Below are 13,608 nucleotides of genomic sequence, written 5' to 3' on the forward strand. Positions count from 1 at the left end.
TTTGGATTACTTACAGGGATTAAATCCGCAGCAGAGGGCTGCCGCCGAGCAAATAAACGGTCCGGTAATGATTATTGCCGGTGCGGGTTCGGGCAAAACGCGTGTAGTTACTTACCGCGTGGCTCACCTCATACACACCGGGGTAGATCCGTTTAACATACTGGTACTTACCTTTACCAACAAGGCCGCCAAAGAAATGCGCGAGCGTATAACTAAAGTGGTTGGCGGCGAGGCTAAAAACATTTGGATGGGCACCTTCCACTCGGTGTTTGCCAAAATATTACGGGTAGAGGCCACTAAAATTGGCTATCCCAGCAACTTTACCATTTACGATACCGACGACAGCAAGAGCGTACTAAGGGCGGTTTTAAAAGAGCTGAACCTCGACGATAAGCTGTACGCGCCTAACTATGTGTACGGACGTATATCGGCCGCTAAAAACAACCTGGTATCGTGGCAGGAATATCAAAATAACGACCAGATACAGGCCGACGATTTTTCGAACGGGCGTGGCCATTTGGGCAAAGTTTACGAAATGTATGCCCAACGCTGCTTTAAAAGCGGCGCTATGGACTTTGACGATTTGCTGTTTCAAACCAACCGCCTGTTAAAAGAACACACCGACGTATTGTATAAATACCAAAACAAGTTTAAGTACTTAATGGTGGATGAGTATCAGGATACCAATTTTTCGCAGTACCTGATCGTAAAAAAACTGGCCGCCATTAACGAAAACCTTTGTGTGGTGGGCGATGATGCGCAAAGTATATATGCTTTCCGTGGGGCTAACATTCAAAACATCCTCAATTTTGAGAAGGATTACCCAGACTTGAAAGTATTTAAGCTGGAGCAAAACTACCGCTCAACCCAAAATATTGTTAATGTTGCCAACAGCATTATCTCTAATAACAAAGAGCAGCTTAAAAAGAATGTTTTTTCGGAGAAAGACCACGGCGATAAAATAAAGGTTATACGTGCTTACAGCGACAATGAGGAAGGCAAAACCATTGCCGAAGCCATTATGCAAGACCGCAGTACCAAGGGCATGAAATGGAACGATTTTGCCATTTTATACCGCACCAATGCCCAGTCGCGATCTATGGAGGAAGGTTTGCGAAAGCTAAACATTCCGTACAAAATTTATGGCGGCCTGTCCTTTTATCAGCGTAAAGAAATTAAGGATCTGATAGCTTATTTCAGGCTAACCTTTAATCCTAACGATGAGGAAGCACTTAAACGTGTAATTAACTACCCCAAACGCGCCATTGGCGATACCACGGTTGACCGTATTATCCTCGCTGCCGGCCAAAATAATATCACTCCGTGGGAAGTGGTGAAAGATCCGGCACGTTACATCGATGGCCGTAGTTCGGCTTCGGTAGGAACCTTTTCCACACTTATACAAAGTTTCCAGGTGGTGGCGCAAAGCATGAGCGCTTATGATGCTGCATTGCATATTGCACAGCATTCGGGCTTGTTAAAGGATTTGTACGAAGATAAATCGGTAGAAGGACTGAACCGTTACGAGAACATCCAGGAGTTACTGAACGGTATCAAAGAGTTTTCGGAACGTGAAGATATTGAAGATCGTGGCCTCGATGTATTTATGCAGGACGTTGCCTTGTTAACTAACGACGATAAGGACAAGAATCCGAATGCCGAAACTGTTTCATTAATGACCATTCACGCATCAAAAGGCCTGGAATTTCCGCAGGTTTATGTGGTGGGTTTGGAGGAGAACCTGTTCCCCTCGCAAATGTCGCTCAACTCGCGCACCGATCTGGAAGAAGAACGCCGTTTGTTTTATGTAGCCGTTACCCGTGCCGAAAGTAAGCTGACTATCAGCTATGCTACCTCGCGCTTTAAGTTCGGTACGTTAATTAACTGCGAGCCGAGCCGCTTTTTAGATGAAATTGATGCCCAGTACCTTGAGTTAGACTTTAAGGCCAAGCAACAAACCGGCAACCCATTTTTTGACGATGACCGCAAAGCCTGGAACCGCAATGCCGACACGTTTTCAAAACCTAAGGCTCCGGTATCACCTACACCTGCTAAAGTTAAAACTACATCGTTACTGGCTAAGGCCCATGTACCATCGGCAGGTTTTGCACCATCTGACACCTCAAACCTGCAGGTAGGTATGGAAGTGGAGCACGAACGTTTTGGCTACGGCAAGGTATTAACCCTTGAAGGAAACAAGCCAGACATCAAAGCCACTATTTTTTTTAAAGAGATTGGCAATAAACAGCTCCTGCTAAAGTTTGCTAAACTGCGAATTGTGACCAACTAACTATTAATTACAATTTACTTTTTAAGGCTATTGCAATGCAATAGCCTTATTTGTGAACTGATTTTTTCATTAATCTTTAATATTAGCTTAAAAGGATATTATATTTCCATATATGAAAATTTGCAAACTTGCGCAATTATTAAACTTTAACAATAAGGCATTGTTATGCAAATATTACCCCAATATGTGCAATATATTATTTCGTAATTCCCCAACTATGGGGAAATAATTCAACATCATTAACTATTAGGCACTTATACAGTCGTTTTTGGTATCAAAATAATACATTTTAATTGTTGGCATATGCTTTGAACATTTAACTATAAATACACCCTTTCCCCTGATGGTGTTTAAACGAGTTTTATGAGCCCAATAATTAACAACAAAGCGGTAAATTCAGTTGGAAACAACATCCGCACCCTACGTCATCAACGTGGCTGGAGCCAGGAAGACGTAGCCAACCGATTAGGTATATCAATACCAGCCTTCTCAAAAATTGAAACCGGTATTACCGATGTAAATCTTTCGCGCCTTGAGCAAATTGCTAACATTTATGAAATTAGTGTTGTACAACTTTTAGGTTTAGGTTTAACTGAAACCGAAAAGCAGTACTCGAGCATGACTGCCGCTCAGAAAAAACTTACAGACCGTGAAGCAGAAATTGCCGACCTGCAGCGCAAAGTGATTGAATTGTACGAAGAATTGCACAATAAAAAATCATTCGCTGTATAATTAGGTGTGCGTTAATACTTACACTATTTAAATTTTGTAAGTATCTATGACAACATATTAATTCCATTACCGTATAAGTTGATTAAACGTGAGTTAAATACGTTTACTTAAAATCAATTAATACGGTATTTTTATTTTTATTCATTCTAAACACGTTTTTGGAGTAATAATTGCAAGATAGCATTTGACTAACACACAAATCCTATGACTAATTATTTGTTGTCCACATCTGCAAATCCCAGTCAAAAATTGGGTACCATACATGATCCGGATACAAAGCTTAAGGTATCAGTGATCGACCTTTCGAAATCAGGTTTTGAAGCCAGCAAAGGTGAGGTTAGTTATTTTGTTACCGATGGCACAACGCAACTTGCTTTTGAAACACAAGGCTATGGGAAGCAGCAAAAAGTAATGGTTTTGCAAATGATAGCATGGTATTGCTTGTATTTAGGATTACTGGAAGCGCAGATACACAGCACACTACCGTTATTAAACGCAAGTTGATTATTCAACAAAGATTATTAATTATTTCCATTGATTACATTCCTGCACGTTCGGGATTATGCAGCATATCGCTCATATCGATAATCTTGTCGTCAATTTCAGAAACGCATTTAATCATCATTTGAATACATTCTTCCTGGCTTACCAAGCCTTCCTGTTCCAAATTCATCAGCCCTTTTAACGTTGCAATTGGTCCGCGTACCTGATGCGATAAATGGGATGAATAATCTGACAGTTTCCGGTTTTTAAGTTGAAGATCTTTGGTACGCTCATCTATAATCTCTTCGAGATGATGATTTATACGGTCGAGATTATCTTTTTGGATTGAAATTTCGGCGTTAAGTTCTGTAAGCTTTTTGTTAGTTTCTGCCTTACGTTTAACATTGCTTGTTAATAATACAATTACCACAATAAGTAAAGCGGCCAATACAATAGTACCAATTGCAACACTACGCTCATATTTCTGCCTGTCGGTTATACGCTCATTTTCACGCCTCAACTGTTCCTGCCTGTATTTAGCCTGAAATAGTGTTAATGCTGCAGAATTTCGGGAACTATATTCAATACTATCCTGCTTGTATATGGCCTGCAAATGAGTCAATGCGCTTTCATAATTCTTTTGCTTAAATTCCAACAGGTACGAGTTAGTTTCAAAATTTTTGAGCAGTTTTTGACTTTTACTTGAAACAGCATAGGCCTTTCCTTCCTGAAGGCATTGACGCGCCTTGCTATAATCACCTTCAGCTATGTAAATTTCCCCTAAGGAGAGATTTATTTGCGCCACTGGCGAGTTTAAATCTAAACCCTTAGCAAGTGTGAGCGCGGCAAACAAATACTCCTTGGCCTTTGCTGTATTACCTATAGACGTATATACTACGCCCAAATTTTGCATGGCAGTAACTTTCAACTCATCTATTCCCAGCTTTTCACTTATTTTATAGCCTTGCATGTAGTTATTTAAGGCTTTATTATAATTAGCTTGTAACTGGTAAACGTTACCCAAATTCAGATATATTGATGCGAGGATGTTTAAATTATCAAGCTTACTTGACTGATAAAGATTACGCGCCTCGTGTAAATATTCAAGGCACTTATCATAATCAACATACTGATATAACGTACTAATATTTAAATAAATACGAACTTCACCTACAGTATCTTTTACCTTCTGATAATTTGCTAAAGCTTCAAAATAATTTTCAATGGCTTTTTCGCTGTTACCTAAGTAATGTTCACCTAAACCTTTTATACGGTAAGCGGCAGCTACACCTCTTGTAAAGTTTATCTTTTTAGCCAACCGCAGGGCCCTGTCGGCATACTTAACTGTTTGCGTAGGATCAGTGAGTCTTACATCAAAACCCCGTGCAATATCATTTAATACCTCACTTGTATCACGCTTCTCAACCAATAAATTAGCTTTTGCGGTTGCTGAGCAAATAAGTGTTATTAGTATTAAACAAGTTAAAAGTTTTCTCATTTCAGGTATATTACGATAACTCGCACCAAATGTTATAAATATAACAAGATTGAATATAATTAATCATGCGAGAAAAAAATTTAATTTTTTTTTTGAATGATTAAAAACTTGTTTACATTTGCAGTGTTACTTTATATAAGCAACATAAATAACTACAAAACAAAATATTATGAAAAAGATTTTATTGATCGCAGCATTATTCGTTTCTACCGGAATTATCTCTTCTTGCACTAAAGAAAAAGAAGTAGCACCAACCAGCGTAGCTAAAAAAGTAGCCGATACCGGAGACGATGAGGAGATTGGTGGTGGTGGTTTAGGTACTGGCGACGGTGGTGTTGAGCGTCCTCCTGTAAAAAAACCATAATCAGGTTTAAATCAACTTTTTCAACTTATAATTTTACTTAAAACATGAAACGGCTATTTATTCTAAGCGCTTTGGTGGGAACCCTGGGGATTAACATCGCTTCGGCCAAATCAATAAACCATGCTAAACCAACGGCTGGGGCAAATACAACAGTTGCAGCCTTAAAGTTAGCCGAAGCCAAAGCGGCATTGAGTAAAACCAATACGAAAAAATTCAAAGGCACTTTAGGCTCGGCCGATGGCGGTATTTAATTTGCTTAATAGAATTTATGTTTCATTATAATTAGAGTAAATGAGTTGAGGTAAACTTGGTATTTACACTTGATATAGTTCTTTTAAAGTTAAACGTTGTTTAACTATTGTGCAACAAATGTTTATAAATTCTTATTATTACATTTATTGTAAATATTAAGCTATTGTTACGGAGTATGCAAATACCTCCTGCTTAAACACATAAGCTATATTTCAGCTAATTTAAACAGACATACTAACGGTTGCAATGTTAACTTTGCCTGTTAATAAATCATATATTTGCCTCGTTATTTAAAAATGAGACCAGTATATGCAAGTTATAAGACAGTATATTGATAACAATAAGCAGCGTTTGCTCGATGAGCTTTTTGATTTGCTACGTTTTCCGTCGGTTAGTGCCGACCCGAAATACAAGGCAGATGTTTTAAAAACGGCTGACTATACAGCAACCAAACTGCGCGAAGCAGGTGCCGATAATGTGGAAGTTTGTCAAACTGCGGGCTACCCCATTGTTTACGGCGAAAAAATTATTGATAGTTCAAAGCCTACGGTTTTGGTTTACGGACATTATGATGTTCAACCACCAGATCCGCTTGAATTATGGGAAACACCACCGTTTGAACCAACCGTTCGCGATGGTAAAATATATGCCCGTGGAGCTTGTGACGATAAAGGCCAATTTTACATGCACGTAAAGGCTTTTGAACTCATGATGCAAACCAACACCCTGCCCTGCAACATCAAGTTTATGATTGAGGGCGAGGAAGAAGTTGGCTCGAACAACCTGGGCATATTTGTTAAAGAAAATAAGGAGCGGTTAAAGGCCGATGTAGTGCTGATTTCAGATACATCGATGCTAAGTATGGAAACCCCTTCGCTGGAGACTGGCCTTCGCGGCCTTTCGTACCTCGAAGTTGAAGTAACCGGACCTAACCGCGATTTGCATTCGGGTGTTTATGGCGGCGCAGTAGCAAACCCTGCTACTATACTGGCCAAAATAATAGCCTCGTTGCATGATGAAAATAATCATATTACCATCCCGGGGTTTTATGATGACGTTATGGAGTTGACCGACGCCGAAAAAGAGGCACTAAATTCAGCTCCATATAACGAAGAAGAATACAAAAAAGACCTGGGCATTGCCGAAGTATGGGGCGAAAAAGGTTACAGCACTTTCGAGCGTACCGGCACACGCCCTACATTAGAGGTTAATGGAATTTGGAGCGGCTACATAGGCGAGGGCGCCAAAACCGTTTTGCCATCAAAGGCCAACGCCAAAATATCAATGAGGTTGGTACCTAACCAAGGTTCGGATAAAATCACCCAACTGTTTACCGAACATTTTACCCGTATTGCACCATCCTACGTAAAAGTAAAGGTTACCCCTCATCATGGTGGCGAACCTGTAGTAACTCCTACCGATAGCGTGGCTTACCAAGCAGCACAAAAAGCTATTACCGAAGCCTTCGGTATAGAGCCTATTCCAACCCGCGGCGGCGGCAGTATACCAATCGTAGCTTTGTTTGAAGCCGAACTGGGTATAAAAACCGTACTTATGGGCTTTGGCCTCGATAGCGATGCACTGCATTCTCCAAACGAAAAATACGACATATACAACTACTACAAGGGTATTGAAACAATTCCTCTGTTTTATAAGCATTTTGCTCATTTGAGTGAATAAGTAAATATCAGTGTATATTCATAACAAACAAGCCGTTCATTTTTTGAACGGCTTGTTTGTTTTAATGGCTTTCCTGAAATTTCCTTGTAAATTGCTGCCCTTATGATGCAATGGGAAAAACTTATTTCAGCCAAACGCTGGGGTGTTGAAAATAATGACATAGGGGATACCGATAAAGCCCGGTCTCAGTTTCAACGAGATTATGACCGCCTGATATTTTCATCGCCTTTTCGCCGTTTGCAAAATAAAACGCAGGTTTTTCCGCTTCCGGGAAGTGTGTTTGTGCATAACCGCCTTACCCATAGCTTAGAGGTAGCCAGCGTTGGTCGTTCATTAGGTTCAATTTTTTATAACAATTTTAAAAAGCAGGAACCCGATTTAGATAATCGTTTGCCGCTCATAAGCGAGGTTGGCAATATGGTTGCAGCTGCATGTTTAGCACATGATATGGGCAACCCGGCATTTGGCCACTCGGGCGAATCGGCCTTGTCAAGATATTTTACCGATGGTGATGGCAATGCCTACCGCTCACAGCTCAGCGATGAGCAATGGCACGATTTTACGCATTTTGAAGGTAACGCCAATGCGCTACGCATACTCACCCATCCATTCAGCGGTAAAGGCAACGGAGCTTTTGCACTTACTTATACCACTTTAGCGTCCATAGTAAAATACCCGTGCGATGCTATTGCCGGGCATATTAAAGGCAATATCCATCAAAAAAAATATGGATTTTTCCAATCAGAGCAGGCAACATTTCAAAATATTGCCAACGAATTGGGAATGATAAAAGTTCATGATCATCCTCTCATTTATAAGCGCCATCCGCTGGTTTACCTGGTTGAGGCGGCCGATGATATTTGCTACAATATCATAGATCTGGAGGATGCCCACCGACTTAAAATACTTTCATACGATAAGATATATGAGCTTTTGATGCCGCTTTGCAACAGCAGCCGCATGGCAACATGGCTTGAGCAGGAGTTTGAAGACGAAGATGCCAAAGTGAGTATTATGCGCGCCAAGGCTATCAATAACCTCATTACCACGTGTTCGCAAATATTCATAGATAATCAGGCCAATATTCTGAGCGGTACATTTAATCACGGACTTACCGATGCACTTCCCGAACCATTTGCTACCCCGTGGAGAGCCATCAGCAAAATATCAGTTGAGAAAATTTACAATTACCAATCAGTTGTGCAAATTGAAGTGGCAGGTTATAAAGTAATGGGTGGTTTATTGGAAGAGTTTATCCCCGCGGTTATACACAACAATACCCACTACCATCAAAAACTGGTAAAACTAATCCCCAAACAATTCATCAGTAAAAACACCGATCTATATTCGAAGATCCAAAGTGTACTGGACTTTGTTTCGGGCATGACTGATTTATATGCTGTAGAATTATATAGAAATATCAAGGGTATATCTTTTCCGGCTATACATTAATCCTAACCTAAATAAAAAAAGCCTCTCCAAACGGAAAGGCTTTCAAATATCAGGAAGTAATTAGTATCAATTATAAACTTTAACCATAAATACATAGTTCTTCAGCTTTTCAATTTGCTGGGTGCGGCTAAGGTTAGCCAATGTATTTTTGTTACCTTTTAACGATATTACATTTTGCGTTGAATCGGTAGATACATTACGGGCAGCTTTAAATATGTAAGATGATCTTACGGCAAATGCAGCGCTCTCCGTTTTAGTTTGTTTACCGCTAATAATACCAATCACATTGCCTTTAGCATCAAGTAACGGGCCGCCACTAATACCCTCATAAACCGGTACCGATACCTGGTAGGCCGATGTATCGCCACCTAAACCGGTTGCCGAACTGATGTACCCTTTAGCATAATAAAAATCGTCGCGTGGGTAGCCTAAGGTGATAATATCTTCGCCCACATCCGTTTTGCTACGTTTAAAGCTGTATGGCAGTTTCCCTAAACCGCCAAATTCCTTATCATCAATTTTTATAATGGCTAAATCATGCACAGGCTCGGTATAAACCAACTTGGCATGGTACGACTCTCCTACTGCATTTTGCACATACAATGAATCTGCATTTTTCACCACATGGAAAGCTGTTACAATATAACCACTCTGTGTTAACGCAAAGCCCGACCCGCCAAACGTGCCCGGATTAGTTACTCTATGGCCTGGTTTAAGCGTATTTAACAACGCCTGGTTAGTACGCTGCGCATTAGCTACCGAACGTTCAACCCTGTCAATTTTACGGCTTAGGGCAGTATAATTTGTGGAAACAACAGTTTTATTAAAGCTACCGGTAAAATACAAAGTGCTTAAAACAGCAAACACAGCAATTGATGCTGCTACCGATATTTTAGAATGATGGTTACGCCACATACGCACAACCCAGGCTGGGTGTACAGTAAGTTCATCAACCAGCGTATGCACGTCAATTTCCTGGTGAATAGCGTTCAGACGCTTCTCCAGTTCAACACGTTCACCGTATTGTTTTATTAAACCGGTAAAGTGGGCATGGTCGGTAATACGGCTGTCAATAGCAGCATTTTCGCGGCGCAACGCTTCAAAACGCTCTCTTTCCTCTTCGGTTAGTTCACCGTTAAGGTAGCGTTCTATCAATTCCGTTAGTTGTAACTCACTCATCGTTATGCTCTTTCTTAATTTTGCTGAAAAAATAGCTTTTTCAGTCTTTGCAAACACTTGTACTTTTGAGTTTTGGCATTATCGGCGTTGGTGTAACCAAAGCGCTCGCAAATGTCCTGCATGCTCATATTATTAATGTAATAATCTTCAATAATTGTTTTACAGGGTTCGCCCAGTAAATTTAATGCGCCTTCCATTTTTTTAAACTGCAAATCGCGTTCCGAGTGTGTGTCGGTATCGTCTTCTGCCGGCAGGTATTCTTCAAAATCTTTTATGTCTCCACCGTAACGGCTCATTTGGCTTAACCTTTTAAGCCATAGCTTACGGCATACCGAGTATAAAAAAGTTTTGAGCTTACTGCTTAGTTCAAAATTTCCGCTTTTTACTTTATTATAAAGAACAATGATGGCTTCCTGGTATATATCCTTAGCATCATCGGCATTACCGTTGTTGTTAATGATCAATTGCAGCACCATCGGAAAATAAGCCACATACACACGTTTTAATATGTTTTCGGAATTGTTTAGTATCCCGAATACTACCTCGCTATCTGTTGGGGCCGAATTATTCAATGCTTTACTCACTTGTTAATACAATATTTGCGAAAATGTAACCCATCCTCGACATAAAAAAATTTTTATTAAATAGATCAACCGTATAATTTACACCTGCATGGTTATGTATTTATTTGCAAAGGTTACATTTCAAAATTTAATGTAAGTTTTAAAATTTAATATCTAAGCTTAAAAGCCTCTTTAAACAACGGGGTAAAACCATATAAATATATAAAACTGTAATTAACCCCAATTTATAAGTGCCACAACTTGGAGATAAGGACTATCATCAATTTGTTTAATATTTAAAAAAATTCAAATTTAAAAAATCGTATGCCTTTACATTGGGTACATCCTGTAAAGGTCCTCTCACTTTGCTATGCTTAGTGCGGTCACTACACTTATACTATTATGGCCAACAGCAATAGCCTCTCCTCCTCTTTAAACAATTTCTTTCCATTGATTAATTATTTTAACCTAAACACAACTTTTAATACCTAATTATCAGCAACTTAAGACTATTTTAAAATTATTTTCAATATAGCGGGTTACCTTTTGCAGGTTACCGGTATTAAAGAGAAACTATTAATCACTTATTAAAAGAAATTAAAAATGAAAAACGCATTTAAATTTGGCTTTTTTGCTTTAGCTATCTCTGTATCTATGGTTGCTTGTAAAGGTTCTGGTTCAGCTTCTTCTGCTGATTCTGATACTACTGCAGCTGCTGCTGACACTACTGTTAGCGTTGACACTACTGTTAAAGCTGATTCAACTGGTGCTGCTGATACTACTGTTAAAGTTGACACTACTGTAAAAAAATAATTTCGCCTGAAAACGAAATATAAGCCTCGGGTTATACCGGGGCTTTTTTTATTTCATATTGTTAGGTTACCTTTTTGAGTTAAAAGTATTAAGAGAAACTAATCACTTAATTAAAAAAGAAATTAACATGAAAAACGCATTTAAATTTGGCTTCTTAGCTTTAGCTATCTCTGTATCAATGGTTGCTTGCAAAGGTTCTGGTTCAGGTAGCAAAACTGATTCTGATTCAACTGCAACTGCCGACACTACTGTCAGCGTTGACACTACAGTTAAAGCTGATTCAACTGGTGCTGTTGATACTACTATCAAAACTGATACTACGATCAAACACTAATTTTTGCCAAATAGCGAAATATAAAAAAGCTCTGGTTTTGTGCCAGGGCTTTTTTTATTCCTGATTTTTAATGGTATCGACATAACAATGCCGTATTAATACACACATAGTATGATGTATATTAATACGGCATGTAATTAATATCGGTAAATTATTTCTTTGCAGTATCTGCCTTAGCAGTATCAGCCGCTGCCGCAGGTGTTGCCGGCGCTGCAGGGGCTGCCATAGTTTTACGTGCACTTGGCGTACCTTTTGGTATGGTTGTTCCTCCTGATGCGGTATAGTCAAGTAAGGTAGCGCCACCAATACTGGTTTCAGTTCTTGAAGTATCTCTGTTTGATGGCACATCGTGGTTATTGATAACCGAATCGGCACCGGCAGAGCCAGCTGCGCCGCTGCTGCATGATTGGAAAGCCGAAACGCTGCCGGCAAGCATCAAAAGTAAAATAGCTTTTTTCATTAATATGCTAATTGATGATATGTTAACAGCCCTAAAAGCCGTTTGTTGTTATATTGCGCCAATATACGAATAAGCGTGTTTACGCCGGGAATAATTTAAAAATCAGTAAAAAAGGTCGTGCCCGTTTATACCAGGCACGACCATTTTATTTAGATTAAAAGAAAAATTCTACATTTCGGCTCTTGCTGCATCACGCAGGGCTTTTACCTGATCGTGCGCGGCTTTAAGCCTTAGTTCCTGCTCACTTAAAATATCAATTATGTAAGCTGGTAAATTTTCATCTTCTAAAGCCGAACGATAAGCCTTTTGGGTAGCATCTTCGCCAAACTCACATTCTTCCAAAACAGCTTTAGGATCATTTCCTGTAAAAAAAGCTTTTACATTGATCCATGCTCGATGAATATCGCCACCGCTTGATGTTGTATTTTCAATATCTTTGCCATAGGTCTGTATCTCTGTAGCTAAAGCCAATTTATATTGGTGGCTATCAGCAATAAAGCTGGTAAATAATTTTCTCAAATCACCGTCTTCGGCAGGAGTTTCTTTAATAGCTCGTTCATAACCTGCAATTCTGTCGTTATGAATTTTCACCAGGTCGTTCAATATCTCTACGGTTTGCGCTGTGTATTCCATTGTATAGTGTTTTAGTTTGTTAATTAACGGGCAATACAGCTATTTGTTTAGCTATATATGCTGATGATGAGAAAGTTATTCGCTTTTACCTCTGAATGAAGACACCAACCACCATATAAGGCCAATAACCAATATAACTCCAATAATACCAACATAAGCACCTGCTTTAAAAATACCTACAATGGCATCACAACTGCTCAAACTGAGCACCATGGCAACCAGTGCCAATAAACTTATTTTTTTCATATTAATACGTTTTAAATAGATAGATGCTTTATAAATAAAAAACCTGCAAAAATTGTTTTTGCAGGTTGATATATTATATGTGCTCAATTTATGTAAGATTAGTTAATTTACTTTTCAGGGTCTTCAAAATCAATTGTTTAGGCTTATTCTGCTGGCTTTCCAACAACTTTATTACTGCAGATGATACAACTCCACCCGTAAAATAATAAAGCACAGCCATTAATTGCGTTTTTACCGATTTGTTGCTATGCTGAAGATTCAGTCCCAATGGTTTTGGTAAAAAAACAGCCCCAAGCCCACCTGCCAGCCCCAATGCCGGGCCTTTTAGCCATGTTTTATCTTTGCCTAAGCCAGCCAAACTGTAATAAAGGGTGTTACTCGCAATATCGCCACCCAGGGTAAGGTAGTACAACTTTCCTTTTTCGGGTTGTTCGATGCCAAGCTTATCCAGTACATTTTTAATTGATTCCATGCCCAGCAAATCCATGCGTGGTGCTTCCTCATCTTTCCTTTTTAAAACCTGGTGCAAAACGGTAATGGCGCAAGCCCCGGCCAAACCTCCAATTAAAGCATTGAGTACTTTCATACAAATAATGTTTATTACTAAATGCTTAAAACACATAATTTGT

The 13,608-nt window shown here is 39.4% G+C and carries 16 protein-coding genes; 9 read left to right on the plus strand and 7 right to left on the minus strand.

What is annotated here, in order from left to right; all coding sequences use genetic code 11:
* Position 1 precedes the first annotated feature (1 nt).
* The 3 genes from QE417_RS04380 to QE417_RS04390 all read left to right on the plus strand — a co-directional run bounded on the left by QE417_RS04380 (position 2) and on the right by QE417_RS04390 (position 3,526).
* Entirely contained in the window at positions 2–2,290 is a 2,289-nt protein-coding gene (locus QE417_RS04380; RefSeq protein ID WP_311947772.1) for an ATP-dependent helicase, read from the plus strand.
* Positions 2,291–2,653: 363 nt separating this feature from the next.
* A complete protein-coding gene (locus QE417_RS04385) occupies positions 2,654–3,022 on the plus strand; it encodes a helix-turn-helix domain-containing protein (protein ID WP_311947773.1) in 369 nt (122 codons plus the stop codon).
* 204 nt (positions 3,023–3,226) lie between these two features.
* Positions 3,227–3,526, plus strand: coding sequence for a hypothetical protein (locus tag QE417_RS04390; protein ID WP_311947774.1), 300 nt, complete (start codon positions 3,227–3,229; stop codon positions 3,524–3,526).
* A 34-nt stretch (positions 3,527–3,560) separates the two neighbouring features.
* Here the strand turns inward: QE417_RS04390 and QE417_RS04395 are convergent, their stop codons facing one another.
* Complete coding sequence (locus QE417_RS04395; RefSeq protein ID WP_311947776.1) at positions 3,561–5,003, minus strand: tetratricopeptide repeat protein; 1,443 nt, start codon at positions 5,001–5,003, stop codon at positions 3,561–3,563.
* Between the two features lie 169 nt (positions 5,004–5,172).
* On the opposite strand from QE417_RS04395, the gene QE417_RS04400 reads away from it, so the two are divergent.
* From QE417_RS04400 to QE417_RS04415, 4 genes are all read left to right on the plus strand, one after another.
* Positions 5,173–5,367, plus strand: a complete 195-nt coding sequence (locus tag QE417_RS04400; RefSeq protein WP_311947777.1) for a hypothetical protein — start codon at positions 5,173–5,175, stop codon at positions 5,365–5,367.
* A gap of 44 nt (positions 5,368–5,411) precedes the next feature.
* Positions 5,412–5,618, plus strand: a complete 207-nt coding sequence (locus QE417_RS04405) for a hypothetical protein (protein WP_311947778.1) — start codon at positions 5,412–5,414, stop codon at positions 5,616–5,618.
* A gap of 310 nt (positions 5,619–5,928) precedes the next feature.
* Positions 5,929–7,299 carry a dipeptidase gene (locus tag QE417_RS04410; RefSeq protein ID WP_311947781.1) on the plus strand — a complete coding sequence of 457 codons (1,371 nt, stop codon included), beginning with the start codon at positions 5,929–5,931 and terminating at the stop codon, positions 7,297–7,299.
* Between the two features lie 105 nt (positions 7,300–7,404).
* Positions 7,405–8,751, plus strand: a complete 1,347-nt coding sequence (locus QE417_RS04415) for a deoxyguanosinetriphosphate triphosphohydrolase (RefSeq protein WP_311954591.1) — start codon at positions 7,405–7,407, stop codon at positions 8,749–8,751.
* Positions 8,752–8,817: 66 nt separating this feature from the next.
* Here QE417_RS04415 and QE417_RS04420 read toward each other — a convergent pair whose 3' ends face one another.
* Together QE417_RS04420 and QE417_RS04425 are read right to left on the minus strand one after the other, a co-directional pair.
* A complete protein-coding gene (locus QE417_RS04420; protein WP_311947783.1) occupies positions 8,818–9,930 on the minus strand; it encodes a trypsin-like peptidase domain-containing protein in 1,113 nt (370 codons plus the stop codon).
* 14 nt (positions 9,931–9,944) lie between these two features.
* Positions 9,945–10,514: an RNA polymerase sigma factor gene (locus tag QE417_RS04425; protein ID WP_311947785.1), complete on the minus strand. Its 570-nt coding sequence runs from the start codon at positions 10,512–10,514 to the stop codon at positions 9,945–9,947.
* Between the two features lie 582 nt (positions 10,515–11,096).
* On the opposite strand from QE417_RS04425, the gene QE417_RS04430 reads away from it, so the two are divergent.
* Together QE417_RS04430 and QE417_RS04435 are read left to right on the plus strand one after the other, a co-directional pair.
* Complete coding sequence (locus QE417_RS04430; protein ID WP_311947786.1) at positions 11,097–11,306, plus strand: hypothetical protein; 210 nt, start codon at positions 11,097–11,099, stop codon at positions 11,304–11,306.
* Positions 11,307–11,433: 127 nt separating this feature from the next.
* Positions 11,434–11,640, plus strand: a complete 207-nt coding sequence (locus QE417_RS04435; protein WP_311947787.1) for a hypothetical protein — start codon at positions 11,434–11,436, stop codon at positions 11,638–11,640.
* Positions 11,641–11,791: 151 nt separating this feature from the next.
* Here QE417_RS04435 and QE417_RS04440 read toward each other — a convergent pair whose 3' ends face one another.
* The 4 genes from QE417_RS04440 to QE417_RS04455 form a co-directional block, all read right to left on the minus strand.
* On the minus strand, positions 11,792–12,100 hold the full coding sequence (locus tag QE417_RS04440; protein ID WP_311947788.1) for a hypothetical protein: 309 nt from the start codon (positions 12,098–12,100) through the stop codon (positions 11,792–11,794).
* Between the two features lie 168 nt (positions 12,101–12,268).
* Positions 12,269–12,733 (minus strand): PA2169 family four-helix-bundle protein, encoded by a 465-nt coding sequence (locus QE417_RS04445; protein WP_311947789.1) that lies wholly within the window; start codon positions 12,731–12,733, stop codon positions 12,269–12,271.
* Positions 12,734–12,808: 75 nt separating this feature from the next.
* Entirely contained in the window at positions 12,809–12,979 is a 171-nt protein-coding gene (locus QE417_RS04450) for a hypothetical protein (protein ID WP_311947790.1), read from the minus strand.
* Between the two features lie 88 nt (positions 12,980–13,067).
* Positions 13,068–13,565, minus strand: a complete 498-nt coding sequence (locus tag QE417_RS04455; protein WP_311947791.1) for a hypothetical protein — start codon at positions 13,563–13,565, stop codon at positions 13,068–13,070.
* Between the last annotated feature and the right edge of the window lie 43 nt (positions 13,566–13,608).

It is taken from the genome of Mucilaginibacter terrae (assembly GCF_031951985.1).
GTDB classification, from domain to species: Bacteria; Bacteroidota; Bacteroidia; order Sphingobacteriales; family Sphingobacteriaceae; genus Mucilaginibacter; species Mucilaginibacter terrae_A.